A 24584-nucleotide genomic window follows, 5' to 3' on the forward strand; every position below is an offset into this window, starting at 1 on the left:
GGTCCTCGCTGGTGGTCTCCGACACTACCGCTTGCATCCCATGATCTGAGACGGCAGTATTGCCATATGGACAACTCTAGCGGAGTCGGCGTGCTCGACAAGGCGGCCCTCGTGCTCTCGGCCCTGGAGTCGGGCCCCGCCACCCTCGCCGGTCTCGTCGCCGGCACCGGCCTCGCCCGGCCCACCGCCCACCGCCTCGCGGTCGCCCTGGAGCACCACCGTCTCGTGGCCCGCGACATGCAGGGCCGCTTCGTCCTCGGCCCCCGCCTCGCCGAGCTGTCCGCGGCCGCCGGCGAGGACCGGCTGCTCGCCGCAGCAGGGCCCGTGCTCGCCCGCCTGCGCGACATCACCGGCGAGTCCGCCCAGCTCTGGCGTCGTCAGGGCGAGCACCGCGTGTGCGTCGCCGCTGCCGAGCGGCCCTCCGGCCTGCGAGACACGATCCCCGTGGGGTCCCAGCTCACCATGCGCGCGGGCTCAGCGGCGCAGGTGCTGCTCGCGTGGGAGGACCCCGAGCGCATGCACCGTGGCCTGCAGAACGCCGCCTTCTCCGCCACCGCCCTGTCGGGGATCCGTCGCCGCGGCTGGGCCCAGTCGATCGGCGAGCGCGAGCAGGGCGTGGCCTCGGTCTCCGCCCCGGTCCGCTCCCCCGGTGGCAAGATCATCGCCGCCGTCTCCGTCTCCGGTCCGCTCGAGCGGCTCTCGCGCCAGCCCGGCCGCATGCACGCCCCGGCCGTGCTCGCCGCGGCCGAGCGGCTCTCGGAGTCGCTGCGCCGGGCCGCCGCCGAGTAGGTCCGGGTCACGCCCGCGCGATCGGGGAACATCCTCCCGTCCTGAGCAGGACGATGTTCGCCAGTCGCCGACCCGCGCGTAGATCTCGACGCGCCCATCGCGACCTCGCCCCTCGGCCGCGGGGCTTGCTCGATCTGGCCACGCCCACGCGACGAGCTCGTTCCTCGCTCGTCGCTGCGTGCCTCAGAACAACGCGTCCTGCTCGAGCGAGAGCAGCGTCTGCTTGCGCTCCAGCCCTCCGGCGTACCCCGTGAGCGTGCCGTTGGCGCCGATGACCCGGTGGCACGGGATCACGATGGGGATCGGGTTGCGCCCGTTGGCCAGCCCGACCGCACGCGAGGCGGCGTTGGTCATCCCCAGCCGGCCCGCGATCTCGCCGTACGACGCGGTGTCGCCGTAGCCGATGGTGAGCAGCTGGTCCCAGACGCGGCGCTGGAAGTCACTGCCCAGCGGGTCCAGCGGGAGGTCGAACTCCTTCAGGTCGCGCTCGAAGTACGCCGTCAGCTGGCGCACTGCCTCGGCCAGGAGCGGGTGGTCGTCACCGCGGGCCCCGAGGGGGCGGCCGTCGGGCGGCTGGCGGAACGGGGTGAACTCGATCGCGCTGATCGCGCCGTCGCGCTCGATGATGCGCAGGTCGCCGATCGGCGAGGACATCACGGTCCACATGTCAGGTCTCCTTGGGTGCCGGCGTGGCCGGGGTGTCGGGCATGAGGGTGTTCCACAGGTGCATGAGGGCGTAGGAGCGCCACGGTCGCCACTGCTCGGGGTCCGCGGGGCCGGCCGACTCGGGGACCAGGTCGCGCAGCACGTTGCGGACGGCCAGGTCGGTCGGCAGGAAGACGTCGGGGTGGCCCAGCGCGCGCATCGCGACGTAGTCGGCGGTCCACGGCCCGATGCCGGGCAGCTCGAGCAGGGCCCGGCGTACGTCGTCGCGGTCCGGCCCACGGTCCAGCGCGACGTCGCCGGAGGCGAGGGCCGCCGCCAGGCCGACCAGGGCGCGGCCGCGCGCGCGCGGCATGGGGAGGGTCTCGGGATCGATCCGGGCGAGGGTCGCGGCGTCGGGGAAGAGATGGGTCAGTCCCGGGATGTCCGACTCGACGCGACGCCCGTGCTCGGCAACGACCCGACCGGTGACCGTGCGGGCCCCCGTGACGCTGACCTGCTGCCCGATCACCGTGCGCACCGCCGTCTCGTCGCCGTCGACCTGGCCGGGGACGCGCAGGCCCGGGGTCGCGCGGACCAGCCTGCCCAGCACCGGGTCGTCGGCGAGGTGGTCGTCGACCGCCACCGGGTCGCAGTCGGCGTCGAGCAGGCGGCGTACGCGCTCGACCGCAGCCGAGGTGTCGCGCAGGTCGCGCAGCGAGAACTCCGCGGTGACGAAGGCGGTCTCCCCCGCCACGACCGAGTCGGCGAGCTCGAGCCGGACGGTGCCGGGGCCGTGCGGGAGGTCGAGGGTGCGGGCGTACCAGCCCGGCCCGGCGACCTCCACGCCCGGGACGAGGTGGTAGGCGAGGAAGTCGAGGAGGCGGCGACCGGCGAACGGGGTGCGGACCGCCAGCCGCATCACGACGGCGCCGCGGGTGGTCGCACGCGTACGACGCCCGCGCAGCGCCGTGGGCGTCAGGGCGTAGACCTCACGGACCGTCTCGTTGAACTGGCGGATGCTGGAGAACCCCGCCGCGAAGGCGACGTCCGAGAGTGGCATCGACGTCGTCTCGATGAGCACCCGTGCCGTCTGCGCCCGCCGGGCCCGGGCCAGGGCGAGGGGCGGGGCCCCGAGCTCCTGGGTCAGCAGGCGACCGAGGTGGCGCGGTGTGTAGCCGATCCGCCGGGCCAGCCCGTCGACACCCTCCCGGTCGACGAGGCCGTCGCTGATGAGACGCATCGCCCGCCCGGCCACGTCGGCCGCGACGTCCCAGTCGGGACTGCCCGGGGTGGCGTCCGGCAGGCAGCGCTTGCACGCGCGGTAGCCGGCCGCCTGGGCGGCGGCGGCGGTCGGGTGGAAGGTCACGTTGGCGTGGGCGGGGGTGCGGGCCGGGCAGCTCGGGCGGCAGTAGATGCCCGTCGTGCGCACCGCCGTGTAGAACACCCCGTCGAAGCGACGGTCCTTGCTCTTCACCGCGCGGTAGCAGGACTCCGGGTCGAGGAGGGCCATGCGCGTCGCGGTGTTCACGAGACGAGTCTGGCGGAGGACCGATCGGGTTACCAGCGGGAATCGGACACCGCGGCAGGCGTGCCGGGAAGCGGCCCCGGCAACGACGAAGGCCGGCCCCGGAGGGACCGGCCTTCATCTGTGTTGTACCCCCGACCGGATTCGAACCGGCGCTAACGCCGTGAGAGGGCGCCGTGCTAGGCCGCTACACAACGGGGGCAAACTTTTGCTTCTCACGAAGCGATCGGAACTATAACCACCGCTCCGACCCCTACCAAAATCCCGGCCTCAGACCGGGATTCCGCTGGGATACTAGGACTCGAACCTAGAATAACTGGACCAGAACCAGTCGTGTTGCCAATTACACCATATCCCACTGACTTACTGGTTTTCGGCCCCTCCGACGCGTCGTCCGGACCGAGAAGAAACCTTACACGGGACCGCGCGAGGCTTCCAAAACGGGCCCCCGCACGGTCGCCGACAACCCCATCCGGCGGGCGGTCCACGTGGCCAGGACGAGGTAGACGAGCGACTGGGTGAGCGTGCCCGGCAGGCTCCACCACGACCCGCCGGTCGGGCTCAGGGTGCTGGCCATGTCGGTGAACGCGAGCGCCAGGCCGAAGGCCAGGAAGTTGTTGAGCACGTGCATGGCGATGCCCGCCTCGAGGCCGCCGGTGAGAATGACGAGCGTGCCCGCGACCAGGCCGAAGGCCAGCCGGTCGACGAAGATCGGCCAGCTCTGGCCCAGCCCGTGCGCGAGCGCGAAGAGCAGCGCGGAGAACCCGACCGCGAACGCCCTGCTGCCGAAGAGACCGCCGAAGGCCTGCTGCAGGTAGCCCCGGAACGCGAACTCCTCGCCGGCCGCCTGGAGCGGCGTCAGCAGGAGGACGACGAGCAGGAAGTCGCGGGTGGTGCGGGTGAACTCGTTGGGCTCCGTGGCCATCTCGGTGCCGCCCTGCTGGGGCACGAACATGCTCACGACCACGGTCGCGACCAGCGCCACCACGGAGATCCCCAGGCAGGCCAGCAGGAAGCGCCAGCGGATGCGGGCGGCGACCGAGGACAGCCACCCGGGGCGCAGGCCGTGCAGCCACCGGGTCAGCAGCCAGGTGATCGGGATGGCGGTGGCCAGCACGAGGTTGACGTAGGCCAGGCCCAGCGGGGTGGGATCACCCAGGTCGAGGACGCGGTTGACGCCCTCCGCCACCGGCTGGTCGGTCGCCAGCAGCCACACGACGTACGGCAGCTGCCACAGGAGCGGCGCGAGGGCGAAGACACCGAGGGTGAGCAGCACGACGCCCAGGATCGGGCGCCACGCACCCTGACGGCCGAGCCGGTGGACGAGGTGGTAGCCCAGCTCTTCCGGGCGCTGGTCGGGCACGGACGTCCGTCAGGCAGCCATGGCGTCGCGCAAGCGGGCCAGCGAGCGCTCACGGCCCAGCAGCTCGAGCGACTCGAAGAGCGGCGGGCTGACCTTCCGTCCCGTCACCGCGATCCGCACGGGGCCGAAGGCGTGCCGCGGCTTGAGGCCGCGCTCCTCCACCAGGGCCCGGCGGAGCGCCTCGTCGATCTCGGCGGTGCTCCAGTGCTCGATGGCCGAGAGGGCGTCGTACGACGCGGCGACGACCTCGCGGCCGGCATCGTCGAGCTCGTCGGTGCGGGTGAAGTCGGCGTCGTCGACGAAGAGGAAGCCGAGCATGTCGACGACCTCGGTGAGCTTGTTGATGCGCTCCCCCACCAGCGGCATGGCCTGGTCGAGCAGCTGCCGGTCGGGCAGGTCGGCCGGGTCGAGGACGCCGGCCTTCTCGAGGAAGGGCAGGCAGCGCTCGGTGATCTCGTCGAGCGGCAGCAGGCGCAGCTGCGAGGTGTTGATGGCCTCGGCCTTCTTGAGGTCGAAGCGCGCCGGGTTGGGGTTGACGTCCTTGATGTCGAACGCCTGCACCATCTCCTCGAGGGTGAAGACGTCACGGTCCGGGGCGATCGACCAGCCGAGCAGCGCGAGGTAGTTGAGCAGCCCCTCGGGGAGGAAGCCCTGCTCGCGGTAGAGCTCCATGTGCGCCTCGGGGTCGCGCTTGGAGAGCTTCTTGTTGCCCTGGCCCATGACGTAGGGCAGGTGACCGTACTGCGGCGTCTCCTCGGCGAGGCCGATGGCCTTGAACGCCTCGAAGAGCGCGACCTGGCGCGGGGTGCTGGAGAGCAGGTCCTCGCCGCGCAGGACGTGGGTGATCCGCATCGTGGCGTCGTCGACCGGTGCGGTCAGCGTGTAGAGCGGGTCGCCGTTGGCACGCGCGAGGGCGAAGTCGGGGACGAACTCGGTCCGGAAGGTGATGTCGCCGCGCACCAGGTCGGTGAAGGTGATCTCGCCGTCGGGCATCCGGAATCGGACGACCGGCGCGCGGCCCTCGGCCCGGAAGGCCTCGACCTGTGCGTCGGTCAGCTCGCGGCAGAAGCCGTCGTACCCCATGACCTTGGAGTCCGAGGCCTTGCGGCGCTCGGTGACCTCGTCGGTGGTGCAGAAGCAGTCGTAGGTGTACGACGACGCGCGCAGGCGGTCGAGCACGTCGGCGTAGACGTCGCTGCGCTCGGACTGGCGGTAGGGACCGAAGTCGCCCCCCTTGAGCGGGCCCTCGTCCCAGTCGAGGCCGAGCCACTGCATCAGGTCGATGAGCGAGTCGTAGGACTCGGTGGTGTTGCGCTCCTTGTCGGTGTCCTCGATGCGGAACACGAACGTGCCGCCATGGTGGCGGGCGAACGCCCAGTTGTAGAGGGCCGTGCGGGCGAGACCGACGTGCGGGCTGCCCGTCGGGGACGGGGCCATGCGGACGCGGACGGGGGTGCTCATCGCTGTGCCACCTTGTTGGTCAGGGTGCCGATGCCGGCGATCGAGACCTCGACCTCGTCACCGACCTCCATGGGACCGACGCCCTCGGGGGTGCCGGTGAGGATCACGTCGCCGGGGAGCAACGTCATGACGCTGGACACGTGCGCGATCAGCGTCGGAATGTCGAAGATCAGGTCGGCGGTGGTGCCGTCCTGGCGGACGTCGCCGTTGACGTGGGTCTGGATCCGGACGCCGTCGATGAAGGTCTGCGGGTCCAGGTCGGTCTCGATCCACGGGCCGAGCGGGCAGAACGAGTCGAAGCCCTTGGCGCGGGTGAACTGCACGTCGGACTTCTGCAGGTCGCGTGCGGTCACGTCGTTGGCGATCGTGTAGCCGTGGATGACGTCGGTCGCCTGCTCCGGCGGCACGTCGCGGCAGATGCGGCCGATCACCACGGCCAGCTCGCCCTCGTAGTGCAGGTCCTGCGTCTGGCGGGGGTAGAAGATCGGGTCGTTCGGCCCGACGACGCTGGTGTTGGGCTTGAGGAACATGAGCGGCTCGGTGGGCAGGTCGTTGCCCATCTCGGCCGCGTGCGCGGCGTAGTTGCGGCCGATGCCGACGACCTTGCTGCGGGGCAGCACGGGCGCGAGGAGGCGGACGTCCTCGAGCCGGTACTGCTGGTCGAGCAGCTTGACGCCGACGTACAGGGGGTCCCCGGCGAGTGCCACGACGACCGTGTCGTCGGACGGCTGGCCGAACTCGTCGACCTCGCCCGTCACGACGCCGTACATGGGCTCGTCTCCGGTGGTGAATCTGGCGATACGCACGGCCCGACCCTATCCGGCGGCCACCGCCCGGAGCGCGGCGAGGCTGCGCTCCACGTCGTCCGCGCCGGTCGACCAGTTGCTCACCGACACCCGGAGCACGGCCCGGTCGTGCCACCGCGATCCCGTCATCCAGGCCGTGCCGTCGGCCAGCATGCCCGCGACCACCGCGCGGGTCCGATCGTCGTCGCCGAACGCGGCACACACCTGGGTGAAGACGACGTCGTTGAGCACCTCGCCCCCCTCCATCGCGGCGATGCCCCGGGCGAGGTCCGCCGCGCGATCGCACAGCCCGTCGACGAGGTCGGCGACGCCGTCACGACCGAGCGCGCGCAGCACCGCCCACACGGTGAAGGCGCGTCCGCGCCGGCTGATCTCCGGCACCTTGTCGAACGGTTCGCCGGCCTCGTCGTGGGTCAGGTAGTCGCCGTGCATCCCCATCGCGGCGCGGAGGGCCGGACGGGAGCGGACGATGGCCAGCCCGCAGTCGTAGGGGACGTTGAGGGTCTTGTGCGCGTCGGTGGCCCAGGAGTCGGCGGCCGCGACTCCGTCGACGAGGTGGCGGTGCGCGCGCGAGGCGCCGGCGAAGAGCCCGAAGGCGCCGTCCACGTGCACCCACGCACCGTGCTCGTGGGCCACGGCGATGGCCTCTGCGAACGGGTCGAAGGCGCCCGAGTGCACGTTGCCGGCCTGCAGGACGACGACCAGGGGTCGGCCGTCGTGGTCCTCCAGCGCGGACCGCAGGGCCGCGGGGTCGAGACGCCCCTGGTCGTCCACAGCGACCGGCTCGGGGAGCCCCAGGCCCAGGTAGCGCAGCGCCAGGTCGACGGTGTCGTGCCGCTCCGCGCCCACGACGACCCGCACCCCGGGAGAGCCGACCAGTCCGCGGCCGGCCACGTCCCAGCCGGCGCGGCGCAGCACCTCGTCGCGCCCGGCCGCCAGGCAGGTGAAGTTGGCCATCGTGCCGCCCGTGACGAAGCCGACGGCGCTCTCCCCCGGCAGTCCCAGCAGGTCCAGCAGCCAGGCCTCGGTGATCTCCTCCACGGCGGTGTGGGCCGGGGTCAGGGAGCGGAGGCCCGCGTTCTGGTCCCACGCGCTGACGAGCCAGTCGGCGGCCAGCGCGGCGGGGTGGGTGCCGCCGATGACGAAGCCGAAGAACCGTCCCGACGGCATCGCGGTCAGTCCGGGCTCGCAGGCCCGCGCCAGGAGGTCGACGACGTCCGCCGGCGCCGTCGGGCCCTGCGGGAGGTCGGCGCCCAGGCTCGCGGCCACCTGCTCCGGGGTGGCGGACGGAGGGACGCGGCGCTCGTCGAGCGAGGCCAGCCACTCCAGCGCAAGGGCGTGTGCGCGGTCCAGCGCCGGGTGCTCGGGCGTGCCGGTCATGGCTGCTCCTCACGTGGGTTCCCCAGTGTGGCACCGCCCGACCTACGCTGTCCTGCGTGCAGGTCGTGGTGCAGGAGCAGGTGCTGGCGCGGGAGGAGTGGTTCCCCCGCGCCGAGGCCCACGCCGCGCGGATCGACGCCCACGTGGGTCCGCACCTGTCGCGTCGGGCCGGTGGGGTGAAGCACCCGGTCCACGACTTCCTGTTCACCTACTACTCCCAGCGCCCGGCCCAGCTGCGGCGCTGGCACCCCGGGTACGGCGTGCGGCTCGCCGACGCGCCCGAGTACGACGGGCTGCGGGGCTACGACTCCGGCGCCGTCACCGAGGCGTACGTCGCGTCGCAGGCGACGTTGCTCCGCGGGCTGGCCAACCTGCTGCGGGCGACCGAGTCGCGCCCGGCCCACACGGGGTGCTTCGGGCTGCACGAGTGGGCGATGGTCTACGGCCAGTCGGCCGACGAGGTGCGGCACCACGACTGGCCGCTGCGGCTCGGGGCGACGGGCACCGACGCCGTCGTCGAGTCGCACCGCATCCAGTGCTCCCACTTCGACGCGTTCCGATTCTTCACGGGCCCGGCGCGACCGCTCAACACGATGCAGCCCGGGCGCGACGACCGGGCGTCGTACGAGCAGCCGGGGTGCCTGCACGCCGGGATGGACCTCTACAAGCACGCCTTCCGGCTCACGCCGATGATCAGCTCGGACCTGGTCGCCGAGTGCTTCGAGCTGGCCCGCGACATCCGCGAGCTCGACATGCGGGCCGCGCCGTACGACCTCGCGGACCTCGGCTTCGACCCGGTGCGCATCGAGACGGCCGAGGGCAAGGCGGCGTACGTCCGCGAGCAGCGGGCCTTCGCCGAGCGGGGTGCTCCCCTGCGGCGACGGCTCGTCGAGGAGTGCGAGCGGCTCGGCCGCGTCACTTCCTGAGCCAGCCGGGCCTGCTCGCCGCGTCGGCGATGACGGCGGCGCTCCCGGCCCGGAGCTCGGCGGCCCGCTCGGCCTCGAGCTGCTGCAGGCGGCCCAGTCCCAGGCCCACCGGTCCCGTCGCGTCGCGGTGGTGCGCCAGGTCGTCCAGGGCAGCCCGGGAGACGACGGTGTCCTGGTGCTCCCCGAGCACCTCCTGCACCGCCTCGGCCCGCGCAGCCAGCTCGTCGGCCCCGACGCCCAGGACGGGCGCCGCGGCCTCGGCGGCGTACCGCAGACGCTTGGCCGCCTTGCGGACGTCGTGCAGGGCGCGGTCCTGCGACGGCTCGTCGGGGGCCTGCTCGACCCTGCGGGCGCGGCGGCGGAAGCGCTTCACCTCGACGCGCAGCATCGAGGTGAGCGCCCGGCGCGCGGGGCGCTCGGCGCGGGACGTGAACGGCGCTTCGGTGAGGAACTCCTCGAGGCCGTCCAGCAGCCGGAAGTAGCGGACGTCGTCGAGCACGCGGGCGGCGTCGGCGAGCGCGACCCGGTGATCGTCCGTGAGCACCGCGTCGACATGACGACGGGTCGCCACCGTCGTGGGGTCGTCGTCCCTGAGCAGCGCGTCGAGGCGACCCCGCAGCACCGTGAGGTCGCGGGCGTCACCCAGCGAGGAGCCCAGCCAGCGCAGCTCCTCACGCAGGGCGTCGGCCGTCCCGGCGGCGTCCTTCGTCACCAGTGGGCGGAAGGTCGCGAGGGCGGACCGGAGCCGCCGGGCCGCCACCCGGATCTGGTGGACGGGCTCGTCGACGCGGCCGGACCGGAGCTCCCGGTCCTGCTCCAGCAACCGGTCCAGCTGCGCGGCCAGGTAGCCGAGGCAGACCTCCCCGACCGTGGTCGCACCGGTCGCCGAGTGCCGCCTCCAGCCGTCGACCGGCAATCGGTCGGCCAGGATGCGCGCCACCTTGGAGGCCCGGGTGGCAGGGCTCGCCCCGGCGGACCGCAGCACCGGGTCGAGGGCCCCGAAGACGGCTCGCCCGCCCTCGACGAGCTCGAGCTCCCACTCGCGCCACGCGTCGGTGGTGAGACCCTCACCGGCGACCACGGGCAGGGCCTCGGCCCGGACCCGGTCGTCGCACAGCTCGGCCACGACCACGCCGTCCTCGACGATCCGGCGCACCGACCTGCGGGTGCTCAGGCGGGCCACGGGCACCGCCTCGACGTCGCGCAGGTGCCCCCGCACCCGCTCGAGCAGCGGGGGCGGGACCACGTCACTCCCGATCGGCGCGTGCACCTCCACCCGGGCGTCGTCCTTGCCGGGCAGCTTGAGGTGCCAGCCCTCGTCGACCCCGCCCGTGCGCCGCCGCAGCGTGATCCCCGCGGCCTGCAGTCGGAGGTCAGGGGTGTCGTAGTAGGTGGCGACGAGGTCGTGCTCGACCGGCTCGACCGCTCCCGGCAGGTCGGGGACGACGGCGTCCGGGTCCACGTCGTACTTGCGCTCGACCTCCCGCTGCTCGTCCACCGGAGCCTGGCTCAGAACTCGTAGCCGAAGGCGTCGATGGCGTCCGCGAAGACCAGCGCGACGCGCTCGCGGGAGGCGTCGGAGTAGAGCTCGCGGTAGTGACCGGCGGGGCGGGCGTTGCCCTTGGCGCGGGGCAGGTCGGGGCCGCCCGGGAGGCCCAGGTGCTCCCAGACCTCGGCGAGCTCGGTGTCGAGGTGCTCGTAGCGCAGCACCCGGTCGGCCACCAGACGACCGCGGATGCGGTACATCCGCCGGTTGTTGGCCAGCTGCTCGATCCACTCCTCCGCGACGTAGGTGTCGAAGTCGGGGAGCTCCTCGCGGTCCTTGTACTTCCAGTAGTAGAGCGAGACGACCGCGTCCCAGGGGTTCCGCTCGATCGCGAACTTGTAGTAGTCGCGCCACGCGTCCGGGCCGAGGGCGTCACGGGCCAGCCGGGCGCTCATGTGGTTGAACGCCTTGCGCGGCAGCGGCGGCGACTGGAAGTTCTGCGGGCCGCGTCCCCCGGCGGCCGTGCGCAGCTCCTCGTCCTCGGGGCTGATGAGCGTGATCACGTCGTCCGGGCCGCAGACCTTGGACAACGCGATCTCGACGCTCGTGCCCGCCGTCTTGCGAGTCTTGAGGAAGATGAAGCGGTGGGCATGGGACGCGATCACGCCCCGACCCTACCGGCGGGCCCGGCGCGGGTTGTTGGCTAGCGTGGCGCTCGTGAGCAGCCCTCCGGATCCCGCAGCCGTCGATGTCTGAGCCGAGGGTGGAGGCGGGACAGGAGTTCCGCGACGAGGACTGGTACGCCGAGGACCTGGGCGCCGCCCGCTTCACCGACTGCACGTTCACCGACGTCGACCTCAGCGAGTGCACCACCTCGGGCGCCGTCTTCGAGAGGTGCACCTTCCACGGGTGCCGGCTCAGCTCGTCGACCCACACCTCCACCGCGTTCGTCGCGTGCGACCTGCGCCGCACGAAGCTGTTCGACGTCACGCTGGACGGCTGCAAGCTGGTCGGCACCGTCTTCTCCGAGTGCGTCATGCGCCCCATGACGGTGCGCGGCGGGCAGTGGCAGGGCGTGACCATCCGCGGCACCAACCTGGCCCGGCTGGACCTCTCCGGGGTGGACCTCCGCGAGGCGGACCTGTCGATGAGCGACCTCACCGGCGCCTCGCTGAAGGACGCGAGGCTGGACCGCGCCACCCTCAGGGAGGCCACGCTGACCCAGGCCGACCTGCGAGGGGCGTCCCTCGACGGGGTCGACCTCGGCGCGGCCCGGCTGCGCCGGACGCGGCTGGACCTGTCCGGCGCGGTGCTGCTCGCGGAGCTGCACGGCGCCGAGGTCGACGTCAGCCCCTGACGCGCCGTCCCGTCGGGGCGTGGGCGGCGAGGCCGTCGAGCACCAGCCCGAGCCCGACGTCGAAGTCGGACGCCCGGTCGCCGGCCGGAGGCCCGTCGATGGCGCCCGCGCTCTCGGCCTGGAGCGCGGTCTGCTCCTCGAAGGTGTGGCCGAAGACGAAGTGCAGCAGAGTCCGCGCGCCCACGCCCACCAGCGGATCGGTGAATCCGGCCGCGGCGAGGATCTCCTCGAGCTCGTCGGCCGGCGCCTGCGCGCCCAGCCCGAAGGCGTAGACGGTGGGCACCAGATCGGCGCCGTCGCGGTAGGCGAGCATCGCGTCGCGCAGCTCGTAGCAGGCCTCGACGAGCTGGTCGTCCCATGCGCCGCCGGCCCGAGGGCGCCGGCCACGGGCCAGCACCTCGTCGGCGACCGCGGCGAGCAGGGCCTGCTTGCTGGGGAAGTGGTGGTAGATGGCGCTGGCCTGCAGGCCGAGCTCGGAGCCGAGCCGGCGCATGGTCAGCGAGGCGAGCCCGTAGTCGTCGAGCACCTGCACGGCCCGCTCGACGATGTCCTCCCGGTGGTGGCGCACGGCTGACCCCCTTCGTGCGGCGGTGAGACCGCATTGACGTCGTTCGTGCCGCCACCCTAACCTGAACGCCGTTCAACTGACCACCGTTCAGGTACGCGAAGGATCCCCCATGCACCCACGTCGCACCGGCACCGACATCGCCCTGATCGCGGCCTTCGCCGCCCTCATCGCCGTCTGCGCCCTCCTCCCGGCACTCAAGGTGGGCGGCCCGGTGCCGATCACCCTCCAGACCTTCGCGGTGCTGCTCTCCGGCGCCGTTCTGGGCATGCGGCGCGGCTTCCTGGCCGTCCTGCTGTACGTCGTCGCCGGCGCCGCCGGACTCCCGATCTTCTCGGGCGGCGCGGCCGGCCTCGCCGTGCTGACCGGTCCCACGGCCGGCTACCTGCTGGGCTTCCCGCTGGCGGCGGGGATGTGCGGCTTCATCGTCGAGCGGCTCCCCCGCCGGTCTTTGGCCAGCGTGCCCGCGATCTTCGCGGCCGGGCTGTTCAGCTCGGCGGTCTTCATCCACACCCTCGGCATGGCGGGCCTGGTCCTGCGGGCCGACATGACGTGGGCGCAGGCCTTCGACGTGGACAAGATCTTCTGGATCGGCGACGTCCTCAAGAACGTCGCGATGGCCTTCGTGGCCACCGCCGTGCACCGCGCCTTCCCCGACCTGCTGGGTCGTCGCGATGACGAGGACTCGACGCAGCAGCAGCCGGAGGGCACCCTCACCACGTGAGTGCGATCTCCCTCGAGCAGGTCACCGTCCGGGTCCCCACCCACGACGGTGACCTGCTCGTCCTCCACGAGACGTCGCTGTCCCTGACCGAGCAGCGGATCGCGCTCGTCGGCCCCAACGGCTCCGGCAAGTCGACGCTCGCCCGTCTGCTCAACGGGCTGGTGACGCCGTCGACCGGGCGGGTGCTGGTCGACGACCTCGACGTCAGGCGGTCCGGTCGTGAGGTGCGGCGACGGGTCGGCTTCATGTTCACCGACCCCGCCGCCCAGCTCGTGATGCCGACGGCGCGCGAGGACGTGGCCCTCTCGCTGCGGCGTACGCACCCCGACAAGGCGGACCGCCTGGCCGCCGCCGACAAGGTCCTCGCCGACTTCGGCCTCGACGGCTTCGGCGACCGCAGCGTCCACGGGCTCTCGGGTGGCGAGCGCCAGCTCCTGGCCCTGGCCGGCGTGCTGGCGACGGAGCCGTCCGTGCTGGTGGCCGACGAGCCGACGACACTGCTCGACCTGGGCAACAGCCGCCGCATCGGCGACCTGCTGCTGTCGCTGCCCCAGCAGCTCGTGCTCGTCACGCACGACCTCGACCTGGCGGCGCGGTGCGACCGTGCGCTGCTGGTGCGCCACGGCCGGGTCGAGCAGGACGGCGCGGCCGACGACGTGGTCTCGCACTACCGGGCCACGGCGTGAGCGCCGAGCTGCTCGGGATCTATCGCCCGGGCGACACGTTCCTTCACCGGCGCCGCGCCGGGACCAAGCTGCTGGGCCTGATGGTCGCGAGCATCGTGGTCGTGGTCGTCCACGGCCCGGTCTCGGCCGTCGTCTTCGTGGCCGTGGCGATCGGGTTGCTGGCGTGGTCCGGTGCGCGGCTAGACGTGACGCTGCGGGCGATGCGGGGCCTGCTGGTCATGGCCGTCCTACTCGGCGCCTGGACGGTCTGGCAGAGCGGGTGGCCCCGGTCGGTCGAGGTCGTGGGCGACCTGGTGGCGCTGCTCCTCCTCGCGACCACCCTCACCGTCACCACCCCGGTCGACGAGGTCATGGATGCCGTGGTCCACGGGCTGCGCCCGCTGCGGCCACTGGGGGTCGACCCGGAGCAGGTGGGGCTCGCGTTCTCGCTCATGCTGCGCGCGATCCCCTCGACCCTCACCCTCGCCGGGGAGGCGCGGGACGCGGCCCTGGCCCGCGGGCTCGAGCGCTCGCCCCGGGCCCGCCTGGTCCCCCTGGTCATCAGGGTGGTGGCCCGTGCCCGCGAGACCGGCGACGCGCTGCACGCGCGCGGAATCGGCGACCAGCACTGAGGGTGCGGGGAAGCACTTCGGGGACCCGCGCCCGGTGCCGCTGGGCACGCTCGCTCAGGACAACGGCTGGGTGAGGAACCACCGGTGCCCGGACGGGTCGCGGAAGACCGCCACCCTCCCCGCCGGTGGCGAGTCCTCGGGGCCCCGGTCGAGCGTCGTACCGGCCGCGCGCACCCGCTCGCACACTGCGTCGACGTCGCCGACCGTGAGGTGCAGCGTGACCGCCGCGCCCCTGGCAGCATCGGGGGCGGCCACCCCGGAGGACGCGAACTCCTCGGACATCATCCAGCCCGCGCCGTCGACGGCCAGCTCCACGTGCCCAATGCGACCGTCGTCCATGACGATCGGCGGGTAGGTCACCTCGGCGCCCAGCACGTCGGCGTACCAGGCGATGGCGGCACGCGCGTCGCGGACGCAGAGGTACGGCGTCAGCTCGCTCACGGGACCAGCGGACCACGCCCTCGTCCGCCTGTCCACCGATCGGTCACCAGCCCGGCGGTCGGAGGTGCGCCCACGGGCGAGCCTCCTCGAGCTGGGCCGCGGCGGCGAGCAGCACGTGCTCCTCGGCCGGCCGGGCCGCCAGCATGACCCCGACGGGCAGTCCGTCGGCGGTCCGGTGGAGCGGCAGGGAGACGGCCGGCATGCCGGTGACGTTCCAGGAGCTGGTCCACGGCGTGAACCGCTTCTGGGCCTCGAAGTCCGCGGCCGGGTCCGCGTCGTCACGCAGTGCGCCGACGAGCGGCGGCGGAGTCGCGAGGGTCGGCGTGAGCACCAGGTCGTACGGCGCCAGCGCGACGAGGGCGTCGGCGGCGTACTGGCGCATCCGGGCGATCGCGATGCCGAACTCCGGACCGCTCACCGCGCGGCCCCGGTCGGCCAGCCAGCGGGTCAGCGGCCGGAGCAGGTGCTCGGTGCCGGCGGGAGGCTCGGCGAGGGCGGTGAGCACGGCCCAGCAGGTCTCGAAGGTGCCGACCGCCTCACGGGGCAGCGGGACCGGGACGTCCTCGACCTCGTGGCCCAGCCCGGAGAGCAGGGCGGATGTCGCCTCCCACGCCTCGACGCTGCTCGGGTCGACGTCGCTGTCGGTGATGACTGGTGTGATGAAGCGAGCGACCCGGAGACGCCCCGGGTCGCGGTCGCAGGCGTCGAGGAAGCGGACCGGAGGAGGTGGGGCCCAGGAGGGATCACCGGGTCGTCGGCCTGCCAGCACGTCGAGCAGCGCGGCGGCGTCGCGCACGGAGCGGGCGAGGGGTCCCGCCGTGGCCAGGCCAGTCGGGTCGCCGTACGTGGGGGCGGCACTGATCCGGCCGCGGGTGGGCTTGAGCCCGACGAGCCCGCAGCACGAGGCCGGGATGCGGATGGAGCCACCACCGTCCGACCCGGGGGCCACCGGCACCAGACCCGCCGCCACGGCTGCCGCCGCGCCACCGCTCGACCCACCGGCCGTCCGGGTGGGGTCCCACGGGGTCACGGCGGGGGGCGCGACGTCGGGCTCGGTGTAGCAGGGCGAGCCGAACTCCGGGGTGTTCGTCTTGCCGAGGCTGGGCATGCCCGCGGCCTCGATCGTGAGCACGACGTTGTCGGACGTGTCCGGCACGTGCTCGGCGTAGGTCGCCGAGCCGAAGGTCGTGCGCACGCCCGCGGTCGGGTGCAGGTCCTTGATGGCCGTCGGCACACCCCACAGCGGCCCGGCGTCCGCGGGTCGGCGTCCCAGGCGCCCGGCGTGCTCGCGCGCCCTCTCGGGGGTGCGCGTGACGAACGCGCCGACGTGGTCGGCGCGTGCGAGGTAGTGCTCGACGAGCTCGAGCGGGGTGACCTCCCCCTGGCGGACGAGGTCACCCTGCTCGAGGGCGGTCAGGTCGTGGAGTGCGGCCACGCAGGCGACCGTACTCCCCCGTCAGGTCAGGCCGCGGCGTCGTCGCGGTAGGCCACCAGGTCGGCGACGGCGGCGCGGAACTTGGCCAGCACCTCGTCGTCGTTGAGGACGTCCACCTCGACGCCGGGCTGCGAGAGCACGACGGTGTCGATGACCTTGGCGCCGGCGATCGTCGCGGAGTGGCGGGCGTGCTCGTGCGACCACTTGCCGCCGTACGGCGTCGGCGTGGTGCCGACGGCGGCGAACGGCTTGCCGACGATGGCACCCGCACCGTAGGGGCGCGAGAGCCAGTCGATGGCGTTGTTGAGCACGGCCGGCATGGTGCCGTTGTACTCCGGGGTGATGACGAGGACGCGGTCGGCGGCGGCGACCTGCTGGCGCAGGTTGACGGCGGCGGCGGGCGGGGTCTCGCCGTCGATCTCCTCGTTGTAGAACGGGATGGCGCCGAGGCCCTCCGCGATCTCGAGGGAGACGCCCTCCGGGGCGGACGCCTGCAGCACCTCGGCGAGGCGACGGTTGACGGAGTCGGCGCGGAGGCTGCCGACGAGGACGAGGACGCGGGTGTCAGTCATGCAGGTCTAAACGGACCACAGTCCGCTTCCATTCCCCACCTGGGCAAGTATTTCCCGGGACCCCTGTGGCGCTCCCCACTAGCCTGAGCCCGTGCCGATCAGCCTCCCGATGGCGGACGGCCCGCCTCCCGAGCGGGCCGACGCCGCACGCAACCGCGAGATCATCCTCGCCGCGGCGCTGCGGCTGGTGGAGACCCGGGGGGTCGACTGCGTCACGATGGACACGGTCGCCTCCGAGGCCGGGGTCGGCAAGGGCACGCTGTTCCGGCGCTTCGAGAGCCGGGAAGGGCTCATGGCCGCGGTGCTCAACACCTCGGAGACCCAGTGGCAGGCCTCGGTGATCAGCGGCCCGCCTCCCCTCGGACCCGGGGCCCCACCGATGGAGCGGCTGCTGGCCTTCGGGCACTCACGACTGCATGCCAACCTCATGTCCGCCTCGCTCATCGAGGCGGCCGGCCGGGCGGGCCAGCGGTCGGTCGCGGCGATGTCCTTCGCCAACATGCACGTGCGCTACCTCCTCCGGGAGCTCGGCGTCGACGGCGACCTGCCCCTGCTCGCCACCGCGATCCTCGCTCCCCTCGAGCTGGTCGTGCTGGAGCAGCAGGTCGAGCGGGAGCGCATCCCCGTCGAGCGGCTGGAGGCGGCCTGGGACGACCTCGTCCGCCGGGTCGTCGGGCACTGACCCGACCCCGGTGCCGGGTCAGCCGACCGCGGAGGCGGCGACCACCGCGCCGAGGACCCACAGCCCGGCACCCGCGGCGAGCGCGACCAGGGGGACCCACCACGCCGGCAACCTCCGGACCACCCGGACGACCACCACGACCAGCGCCACGATGAACACCACCACCGGCGACCCCGCCGAGACCAGCACGCCGAGGGCGATCTGGTCGCCGTTGCAGGCGGTGTCGCCGGTGCAGCCGTCCGAGACCATCCCGAGGAACAGGCCCAGGAACGACGCGATCGGCACGAGCACCGCCAGCCCGACCATCAGGAGCGCCGTCACGGCGCGCTCGACCGTCGAGGTCTGGCGCGGGAGGCCGTCGTACGACGCGGGCGCGGTCATCGCAGGAACTCAGCGCTGGTGCCGGCGGAGCCCGAAGGTGAGCCCGTCGACGAGGGCGCCCCAGGACGCCTCGATGACGTTGTGGCCGACCCCGACGGTGACCCACGAGGACTCGCCGTCGGTCGTCTCGATGAGCACCCGGGTGATGGCGTCGGTGCCGTGGCCCTGGTCGAGGATGCGGACCTTGTAGTCGATCAGCTCGAACTTCGCGACCTCGGGGAACGCCTGCCCGATGGCGGTGCGCAGCGCGGCGTCGAGCGCGTTGACCGGCCCGTTGCCCTCCCCCGTGACGACGTAGCGCACGCCCTCGGCGCGGAGCTTGACCGTCGCCTCGGAGACCGCCTCGGCGGCCGGGGAGGTCTCGGTGATGACGCGCCAGGACTCGATGTCGAAGTACGACGGGCGCCGGCCCTCCACCTCCTCCACGAGCAGGAGCTCGAAGGACGCGTCGGCGGCCTCGAAGGTGTAGCCCCGCTGCTCGAGCTCCTTGACCCGGGCGGTCACGCGGGTGACCAGCTCGCGGTCGCCGGAGAGGTCGAAGCCCAGCTCGCGCCCCTTGAGCTCGATGGAGGCGCGGCCGGCCATGTCGGAGACGAGCAGCCTCATGTCGTTGCCGACGCCGACCGGGTCCATGTGCTGGTAGAGGTTGGGGTCGACCTTGATCGCCGACGCGTGCAGGCCGGCCTTGTGGGCGAAGGCCGACGTGCCGACGTAGGGCTGGCGCGACGCCGGCGGGAAGTTCGTGACCTCGGCGACCGCGTGCGCGATCCGGGTGGCCTCGCTGAGCAGCCCGGCCGGCAGCACCTGCCGGTCCAGCTTGAGCTCGAGGTTGGCCACGACCGAGACGAGGTCGGCGTTGCCGGTGCGCTCGCCGTACCCGTTGATCGTGCCCTGCACGTGGGTGGCGCCCGCGTCGACCGCGGCCAGGGTGTTGGCCACCGCGCAGCCGGTGTCGTTGTGGCAGTGGATGCCGACGCGCGCACCGGTGGTCTCGATGACGTCGCGCACCACGTCGCTCACCCAGTCGGGGAGCATGCCGCCGTTGGTGTCGCACAGGGCGACCACCTCGGCCCCCGCCTCGGCCGCGGTGCGCAGCACCTCGAGCGCGTAGGCACGGTTGGAGCGGTAGCCGTCGAAGAAGTGCTCGGCGTCGAGGAACACCGTCTGCCCGGAGTCGCGGAGGTGGGTGATGGTGTCGCGCACCATCGCGAGGTTCTCCTCCAGCGTGGTGCGCAGCGCGAGCTCGACGTGGCGCTCGTGCGACTTGGCGACCAGCGTGACGACCGAGGCGCCGCTGTCCCGCAGCGCGGCGACCAGCGGGTCGTCGGCGGCGGCGACGCCGGCCCGACGGGTGGCGCCGAAGGCCGCGAGCCGCGCGTGCCGCAGGTCGAGCTCCTGGGCCGCACGGCGGAAGAACTCGGTGTCCTTGGGGTTGGCACCCGGCCAGCCTCCCTCGATGTAGCCCACGCCCAGCCCGTCGAGCTGGCGCGCGATCGTCAGCTTGTCGGCGACGGAGAGGTTGAGGCCCTCCTGCTGCGCGCCGTCGCGCAGCGTCGTGTCGTAGACGTGGAAGGAGCCCTGCAGGTCCATCGATCTCTTCTCTCGGGCTGGAGCGTCGGTGTGGGGGTACAAAAAAACCTCCCGGGTGCAGGAGGTCGGCGCGGCGGGGGTCCCGTCGCGCTAGGCAATGATGATCGTGGTGCTGCTCACGGCTCCACTGTGCCACGCGGCCACGGGCGTGGACAGGGATCTCGTCATCCGGTCACCCGCCGGACACGGGGTCACAGCCAGCTGGGTAGGCGTACGTCGGCGAGGGGCCGGTCGGCGGCCGGCGACCACTGGGTGCCGTTGCTCGACGCCGCGGAGGCGAGGCCGGCGGCCGCGGCCACCAGCACCAGCGTGGCGAGGAACCACGGGACGCCGCGGGAGGCCACGGGGTGGCTGAGGCGCTGGACCGGTCGGCGCAGGCGCGAGCTGCCCGGTCCCCACCACATGGCGAGGGCCAGGACGACACCGATGACGCCGAGGCTGGGCGTCAGCGAGAGACCGGCGGCGAAGCACAGGAGCGCCGCCGCCATCGCGAGCCCGATGCTCCACGTCACGAGCAGCAGCACCCCGGGGACGGCGGCCAGCGCGGGCCACGGGGTGGCGAGCAGCAGCTGCGGGGCGTCGTACCACTTGGTGCCGCGGAGCTGACGGCGGGCGCCGGCGGCACTGCCCGCGAGCGAACCGCTGCGCAGCAGCCAGGTGACGACGACGGCGAGGAGCGCCGTGACGTACGGCGCGACCGCGACGCCCGCGCCGACCACGGCTGCTCCTGCGAGGACGAGGGTGCCTCGACGGAAGCGCTCGAGGCCGCCGGCGCGCGGCGGCGGCGCCCACGGTGGTGCCTCGGTGCCGGGCTCGCGGATGGTCTCGGTGGCCCCGTCCTCGGGCAGCACTCGGGTCTCCCGCAGACGGGGCTCGGTCCAGGGAGCGCTCTCCTGCGCCGGAGGGTCCGGGTGGTGCACGGGCGGGGTCGGAGGCGTGGGTGCGCCCGAGGCCGGGCGGTCCGCGCCGGTCCGCCAGCGGTCCGCGGGGAGGGGCTCGGAGCCCCGGCCGACGACCTCGGTGGTGTCGTGCGTCGACGCCAGCGAGGCGACGGCCATCGGCATGGTGAACGGTTCCGGCTCGCGCACCGCCCGTGACGGCAGCAGCCGGTCGAGCCACTGGCGCAGCTCGGGCAGCGACGGGCGCCGGGTCGGGTCGGGGTCGAGGGCCTCCTCGACCGCCGGTCGCAGCACCGGGTCGAGGTCGGACAGGTCGTGCTCGCCCCGGCGGACGCGGTCCATGACGGCCACGGAGGGGCCGCGGCCGAAGGGCGGGCGGCCGGTGCCGGCGAAGGCGACGGTCGCGGCCCACGAGTGCACGTCGGACGCAGCGGTGGCGTCGTCGCCGTACAGGATCTCGGGTGCGAGGTAGCCGGGCGTGCCCAGCAGCCAGCCCGTGTGGGTGAGCTTGGGGTCGTCGGCGACGCGGGCGAGGCCGAAGTCGATGAGGATCGGCGTGCGCCCCTCCATCAGCACGTTGGAGGGCTTGATGTCGCGGTGCAGCACCCCGACCTCGTGCACGGCGGCCAGCGCCTCGGCCAGGCAGCTCGCCGCCCAGACGAGGTCGGCGCCGGCGAGCGGGCCCTCCTCGTGGACGTGGTCGTGCAACGAGAGCCCGGGGACGTAGCGGGTGGCCACGAAGGGGATGTCGCCCCACGGGTCGGCGTCGACGATCTCGGCGACCCGACGGCTCTTGATACGGCTGAGGCTGTTGACCTCGCGCGCGAGGCGGTGGCGGGCCTCGTCGTCGCCGACGATGTGCGGGCGCAGCACCTTGAGCGCCACCCGCTCTCCCCCGGGGCGACGCGCGAGGTGGACGACACCCATCCCGCCCTCGCCGAGTCGCGTCAACAGCTCGTAGCCGCCCACCCGCAGACCGGGGGGCGCCTGCTCGGGGCGGGACGTGGTCACGCAGGGAGATTACCCGCGCGAGCCCCGTCGGCCGAGGATCCGGCGTCCCGGGGTGCCGGGCGTCACTCCCCCGGCTCGCCCCTCGGGTCCACGCACACCCCGAAGCCGTGGACCAGCTGGGCGGCGAGCAGCGCGTGGCCCTCGTGCTCGTGGAGCGGGGTGGAGAGGTGCCGCAGACCCTCGCCGCCGCCTTCCGCGGCGCGTCCCTCGCTGACCCACGCCGCATGCGTACGCCGCTCGCCGGCGGTCGTCGGGTCCGCGCCGGGCGGGTGGAGCACCGTGGCCACGGCATCGGGACGCAGCGCGTCGACGCGCCGCGTGATCGTGCCCGGATCCCGGACGAGGGCCTCCTCGCCCTGCGCGAGCAGCGCCTCGAACGTCATCACCCTGTGGTCGGGGAAGGTGCCGTCGAGCAGCACGACCTTGCGGAAGGTCCGGATGTCGCCCCTCACCCGGCGCAGCGTCTCCGCCTGGTCGGCATCCTCGGCCACCACCACGACGGCGCCGTTCCCGTCGATGTGCCGGGCGACGTCCCGGGGCGTGCCGCCCGGGTGGACCGCGACCGTCGTGGCGCCGGCGCACAGCACGGCGAGATGGGCCAGGACCCAGTCGACGCGGGTCCGGGAGAGGATCACGACCCGGTCCCCCGGCCCCACCCCCAGCCCGGTGAGACCGGCCGCGAGCGGCTCGACGAGGGCGCGGGCGTGCTCCCACGACACGTCCTCCCAGGCCTCACGCCCGGTGCCGCCCACCGGGTGGCGGAAGGCGAGGTCGCCGGACGAGGAGACCGCCCGCTCGCGGAACAGGCGTGCGAGCGTGGTTGACCCGGCGGTGGTCCCCGTCGCCACCTCGTCCACGTGCAGCTCCCTCGTGCCCCCCGGCACGGCCCTCGGACCGGATCGTCAGCAGACCTGGTGCATCCATCCGAACGTGTCGTCGGCCCGGCCCAGCTGGATGTCGACCAGCGCGGTCCGGATACGCATCGTCAGGTCGGTCGACGCCGGGGCGGGTGCCTCGCCGCCGTCCCACTTGAGCGACCCGACGGGCGTCACCACGGCGGCGGTGCCGCAGGCGAAGATCTCCACGATGTCGCCACTGGCCACGCCGTCGCGCCACTCGTCGATGGAGAACCGGCGTTCCTCGACCTGGTGGCCGAGCTTGCCGGCCAGCTCGATGATCGAGGCCCGGGTGATCCCCTCGAGGATGGTGCCGGTCTCCGGCGTGACGATGCGCCCGTCGGCGTGCACGAAGTAGAGGTTCATCCCGCCGAGCTCCTCGACGTAGCGGCCCTCCTGGGCGTCGAGGAACACGACCTGGTCGCAGCCGTGGGCGGTCGCCTGCTGCTGGGCGACCAGCGAGCTGGCGTAGTTGCCGCCGGTCTTGGCGGCCCCCATGCCCCCGCGCCCGGCCCGGGTGTAGTCCTCGGTCAGCCAGAGCGTGACCGGCTTGACGCCGCCCTTGAAGTAGGCGCCCGCGGGCGAGGCGATGACCATGAAGGTGACGTGCTGCGCGGGACGGACGCCGAGGAAGACCTCCGAGGCGAACATGAACGGCCGCAGGTAGAGGCTCTTCTCCCCGCCGTCGGCGTTGTCGGGCACCCACCGCTGGTCGACGGTCACCAGTGCGTCGACGGCCGCGACGAAGTCGTCGGGGTCGAGCTCGGGGAACGCCAGCCGCCGGCTGGAGCGCACCATCCGCTTGGCGTTCTCCTCGGGGCGGAAGGTCCACACCGTGCCGTCGGGATGGCGGTAGGCCTTCATGCCCTCGAAGGTCTCCTGCGCGTAGTGCAGCACCGCGGTCGCGGGGTCCAGCGTCAGGGGGCCGTAGGGCGTGATGCGGGCGTCGTACCAGCCCTTCTCGGGAGTCCACTCGACCGTGAACATGTGGTCGGTGAAGTGCATCCCGAAGCCGGGGTTGGCGAGGATCTCGACGAGCCGCCCGTCGTCGACGGGCCGGTCGGTGGGGGTCGTGCTGATGTCCATGGCGTCAGGCTATCCGGATCGGTCAGAGGCGGGCGGCGACGGCGTCGCCGACCTCGCTGGTACGACGGGTGGTGCCGGGCGTGCGCTCGGCCAGGTCGGCGAGCACGGCGGCCTCGACGGCCGCTGCGGCCTCGGGGTGACCGAGGTGGTCGAGCAGCAGCGAGGTCGAGAGGATCGCGGCGGTGGGGTCGGCCTTCTGCTGCCCCGCGATGTCGGGCGCGGAGCCGTGCACGGGCTCGAACATCGACGGCGCCGTCCGGTCGGGGTTGACGTTTCCGGAGGCGGCCAGGCCGATGCCACCGGTGATGGCGGCGGCCAGGTCGGTGATGATGTCACCGAAGAGGTTGTCGGTGACGATCACGTCGAAGCGGCTCGGGTTGACCGTCATGTGGATCATCGCGGCGTCGACGTGCATGTAGTCGGTGGTCACGTCGGGGAACTCGGTGGCGACCTGGTCGAAGATCCGCCACCACACCGAGCCGGCGTGCACGAGCACGTTGGTCTTGTGGACCAGCGTGAGGTGCTGCCGCGGGCGCCGCTGGGCGCGGGCGAAGGCATCGCGGACGACGCGCTCCACGCCGTACGCCGTGTTGACGCTGACCTCGGTGGCGACCTCGGCCGGGGTGCCGACCCGCAGCACGCCGCCGTTGCCCGTGTAGGGGCCCTCGGTGCCCTCGCGGACCACCACGAAGTCGACCTCGCCCGGGTCTGCCAGCGGGCTGGGTGTGCCCGGGAAGAGCCGCGACGGCCGCAGGTTGACGTAGTGGTCGAGCTCGAAGCGGAGCCGGAGCAGCAGGCCGCGCTCGAGGATGCCGGGCGGCAGGTTCGGGTCGTTGGGCCTGCCACCGACGGCACCGAGCAGGATCGCGTCGTGCTCGCGGATCTCCGCGAGGACGGTGTCCGGCAGCACCTCGCCCGTGGCGAGGTAGTTCTCCGCGCCCAGGGAGTAGTGGGTCTGCTCGAACTTCACCGGCACGTCGACGGCCTCGAGGACCTTGAGGGCTTCGGGCACGACCTCCTGACCGATGCCGTCGCCGGGGATGACGGCGAGGGTGACGGTGCCGGACGGGGTGCTGGTGGTGTCGGTGCTCATGCCCGCGAATCTAGTTGTCGTCGGGCAGGCGCCCGCCGTTGTCTCGCAGGTCAAGCGAGGCCTGGACGGCGGCCGTGGTGGCCTCCAGGCTGCGCGGGTTGTCCGGGTTGTGGCTGGCGGGGCCCCAGTCGGGGTACATGTCGTACATGGCGGTCTCCGTGTCGGTCTCGTGAA

The 24584-nt window shown here is 73.2% G+C and carries 26 protein-coding genes and 2 tRNA genes; 7 read left to right on the forward strand and 21 right to left on the reverse strand.

Annotated elements, in window-relative coordinates; genetic code table 11:
• The first annotated feature begins 66 nt into the window (after positions 1–66).
• On the forward strand, positions 67–789 hold the full coding sequence (locus ASG88_RS01670; protein WP_056885655.1) for an IclR family transcriptional regulator: 723 nt from the start codon (positions 67–69) through the stop codon (positions 787–789).
• A 183-nt stretch (positions 790–972) separates the two neighbouring features.
• Here ASG88_RS01670 and ASG88_RS01675 read toward each other — a convergent pair whose 3' ends face one another.
• The 8 genes from ASG88_RS01675 to ASG88_RS01710 form a co-directional block, all read right to left on the reverse strand.
• Entirely contained in the window at positions 973–1455 is a 483-nt protein-coding gene (locus tag ASG88_RS01675; RefSeq protein WP_056885656.1) for a methylated-DNA--[protein]-cysteine S-methyltransferase, read from the reverse strand.
• Between the two features lies 1 nt (position 1456).
• On the reverse strand, positions 1457–2962 hold the full coding sequence (locus tag ASG88_RS01680; protein ID WP_321163818.1) for a DNA-3-methyladenine glycosylase 2 family protein: 1506 nt from the start codon (positions 2960–2962) through the stop codon (positions 1457–1459).
• Positions 2963–3088: 126 nt separating this feature from the next.
• Positions 3089–3161: transfer RNA gene (locus ASG88_RS01685), tRNA-Glu, on the reverse strand.
• An 84-nt stretch (positions 3162–3245) separates the two neighbouring features.
• Positions 3246–3317: transfer RNA gene (locus ASG88_RS01690), tRNA-Gln, on the reverse strand.
• 54 nt (positions 3318–3371) lie between these two features.
• A complete protein-coding gene (locus ASG88_RS01695; RefSeq protein WP_056885657.1) occupies positions 3372–4322 on the reverse strand; it encodes a CPBP family intramembrane glutamic endopeptidase in 951 nt (316 codons plus the stop codon).
• Between the two features lie 9 nt (positions 4323–4331).
• Positions 4332–5783, reverse strand: coding sequence for a glutamate--tRNA ligase (gene gltX / locus ASG88_RS01700; protein WP_056885658.1), 1452 nt, complete (start codon positions 5781–5783; stop codon positions 4332–4334).
• Positions 5780–6589 (reverse strand): fumarylacetoacetate hydrolase family protein, encoded by an 810-nt coding sequence (locus ASG88_RS01705; protein WP_056885659.1) that lies wholly within the window; start codon positions 6587–6589, stop codon positions 5780–5782. Before ASG88_RS01705 ends, gltX begins: the two co-directional genes overlap by 4 nt.
• A gap of 9 nt (positions 6590–6598) precedes the next feature.
• Positions 6599–7969 carry a pyridoxal phosphate-dependent decarboxylase family protein gene (locus tag ASG88_RS01710; protein ID WP_056885660.1) on the reverse strand — a complete coding sequence of 457 codons (1371 nt, stop codon included), beginning with the start codon at positions 7967–7969 and terminating at the stop codon, positions 6599–6601.
• A 56-nt stretch (positions 7970–8025) separates the two neighbouring features.
• Here ASG88_RS01710 and ASG88_RS01715 point away from each other — a divergent pair, with 56 nt between their 5' ends.
• Complete coding sequence (locus tag ASG88_RS01715; protein ID WP_235534678.1) at positions 8026–8895, forward strand: 3-methyladenine DNA glycosylase; 870 nt, start codon at positions 8026–8028, stop codon at positions 8893–8895.
• On the opposite strand, the gene ASG88_RS01720 is transcribed toward ASG88_RS01715, so the two are convergent.
• The gene (locus ASG88_RS01720; RefSeq protein ID WP_056885661.1) at positions 8885–10393 is read right to left on the reverse strand and encodes a CYTH and CHAD domain-containing protein; all 1509 of its coding nucleotides are present in this window, start codon (positions 10391–10393) and stop codon (positions 8885–8887) included. The two genes, ASG88_RS01715 and ASG88_RS01720, sit on opposite strands and share 11 nt — an antisense overlap.
• Before the next feature lie 11 nt (positions 10394–10404).
• Positions 10405–11046, reverse strand: coding sequence for a sulfotransferase family 2 domain-containing protein (locus ASG88_RS23270; protein WP_056885662.1), 642 nt, complete (start codon positions 11044–11046; stop codon positions 10405–10407).
• An 83-nt stretch (positions 11047–11129) separates the two neighbouring features.
• Here ASG88_RS23270 and ASG88_RS01730 point away from each other — a divergent pair, with 83 nt between their 5' ends.
• Positions 11130–11738 (forward strand): pentapeptide repeat-containing protein, encoded by a 609-nt coding sequence (locus ASG88_RS01730; RefSeq protein ID WP_056885663.1) that lies wholly within the window; start codon positions 11130–11132, stop codon positions 11736–11738.
• Here the strand turns inward: ASG88_RS01730 and ASG88_RS01735 are convergent.
• Complete coding sequence (locus ASG88_RS01735) at positions 11728–12306, reverse strand: TetR/AcrR family transcriptional regulator C-terminal domain-containing protein (RefSeq protein ID WP_056885664.1); 579 nt, start codon at positions 12304–12306, stop codon at positions 11728–11730. The two genes, ASG88_RS01730 and ASG88_RS01735, sit on opposite strands and share 11 nt — an antisense overlap.
• Before the next feature lie 109 nt (positions 12307–12415).
• Between ASG88_RS01735 and ASG88_RS01740 the strand changes: the two genes are divergently transcribed.
• From ASG88_RS01740 to ASG88_RS01750, 3 genes are read left to right on the forward strand one after another with little or no spacing between them, the layout of a single operon-like run.
• Positions 12416–13027, forward strand: coding sequence for a biotin transporter BioY (locus tag ASG88_RS01740; RefSeq protein ID WP_056885665.1), 612 nt, complete (start codon positions 12416–12418; stop codon positions 13025–13027).
• Positions 13024–13713, forward strand: a complete 690-nt coding sequence (locus ASG88_RS01745) for an energy-coupling factor ABC transporter ATP-binding protein (protein ID WP_056885666.1) — start codon at positions 13024–13026, stop codon at positions 13711–13713. The genes ASG88_RS01740 and ASG88_RS01745 overlap by 4 nt, the downstream gene beginning before the upstream one ends.
• Entirely contained in the window at positions 13710–14324 is a 615-nt protein-coding gene (locus tag ASG88_RS01750) for an energy-coupling factor transporter transmembrane component T family protein (RefSeq protein WP_235534679.1), read from the forward strand. The genes ASG88_RS01745 and ASG88_RS01750 overlap by 4 nt, the downstream gene beginning before the upstream one ends.
• A 54-nt stretch (positions 14325–14378) precedes the next feature.
• On the opposite strand, the gene ASG88_RS01755 is transcribed toward ASG88_RS01750, so the two are convergent.
• Genes ASG88_RS01755 through ASG88_RS01765 form a run of 3 tightly spaced genes read right to left on the reverse strand, consistent with a single transcriptional unit; the run spans position 14379 to position 16772 of the window.
• Positions 14379–14765 (reverse strand): VOC family protein, encoded by a 387-nt coding sequence (locus tag ASG88_RS01755; protein ID WP_056885667.1) that lies wholly within the window; start codon positions 14763–14765, stop codon positions 14379–14381.
• Positions 14766–14808: 43 nt separating this feature from the next.
• The gene (locus ASG88_RS01760) at positions 14809–16200 is read right to left on the reverse strand and encodes an amidase (RefSeq protein WP_056885668.1); all 1392 of its coding nucleotides are present in this window, start codon (positions 16198–16200) and stop codon (positions 14809–14811) included.
• 26 nt (positions 16201–16226) lie between these two features.
• Positions 16227–16772 (reverse strand): NAD(P)H-dependent oxidoreductase, encoded by a 546-nt coding sequence (locus ASG88_RS01765; RefSeq protein ID WP_056885669.1) that lies wholly within the window; start codon positions 16770–16772, stop codon positions 16227–16229.
• A 91-nt stretch (positions 16773–16863) separates the two neighbouring features.
• Here ASG88_RS01765 and ASG88_RS01770 point away from each other — a divergent pair, with 91 nt between their 5' ends.
• Entirely contained in the window at positions 16864–17454 is a 591-nt protein-coding gene (locus ASG88_RS01770) for a TetR/AcrR family transcriptional regulator (protein WP_235534680.1), read from the forward strand.
• Between the two features lie 18 nt (positions 17455–17472).
• Here ASG88_RS01770 and ASG88_RS01775 read toward each other — a convergent pair whose 3' ends face one another.
• The 7 genes from ASG88_RS01775 to ASG88_RS22855 form a co-directional block, all read right to left on the reverse strand.
• Complete coding sequence (locus ASG88_RS01775) at positions 17473–17835, reverse strand: hypothetical protein (RefSeq protein WP_056885670.1); 363 nt, start codon at positions 17833–17835, stop codon at positions 17473–17475.
• A gap of 9 nt (positions 17836–17844) precedes the next feature.
• Positions 17845–19425 (reverse strand): citramalate synthase, encoded by a 1581-nt coding sequence (gene cimA / locus ASG88_RS01780; protein ID WP_056885671.1) that lies wholly within the window; start codon positions 19423–19425, stop codon positions 17845–17847.
• A 191-nt stretch (positions 19426–19616) separates the two neighbouring features.
• Positions 19617–21335, reverse strand: a complete 1719-nt coding sequence (locus tag ASG88_RS01785; RefSeq protein WP_056885672.1) for a serine/threonine-protein kinase — start codon at positions 21333–21335, stop codon at positions 19617–19619.
• 62 nt (positions 21336–21397) lie between these two features.
• A complete protein-coding gene (locus ASG88_RS01790) occupies positions 21398–22192 on the reverse strand; it encodes an AMP-binding protein (RefSeq protein ID WP_056885673.1) in 795 nt (264 codons plus the stop codon).
• A gap of 45 nt (positions 22193–22237) precedes the next feature.
• Positions 22238–23317, reverse strand: coding sequence for a branched-chain amino acid aminotransferase (locus ASG88_RS01795; RefSeq protein ID WP_056885674.1), 1080 nt, complete (start codon positions 23315–23317; stop codon positions 22238–22240).
• A 22-nt stretch (positions 23318–23339) separates the two neighbouring features.
• Positions 23340–24410 (reverse strand): 3-isopropylmalate dehydrogenase, encoded by a 1071-nt coding sequence (locus ASG88_RS01800; protein WP_056885675.1) that lies wholly within the window; start codon positions 24408–24410, stop codon positions 23340–23342.
• 10 nt (positions 24411–24420) lie between these two features.
• The gene (locus tag ASG88_RS22855) at positions 24421–24558 is read right to left on the reverse strand and encodes a hypothetical protein (protein WP_157559506.1); all 138 of its coding nucleotides are present in this window, start codon (positions 24556–24558) and stop codon (positions 24421–24423) included.
• Positions 24559–24584 lie beyond the last annotated feature (26 nt).

This window comes from Nocardioides sp. Soil777 (genome assembly GCF_001428425.1).
GTDB lineage: Bacteria > Actinomycetota > Actinomycetes > Propionibacteriales > Nocardioidaceae > Nocardioides > Nocardioides terrigena.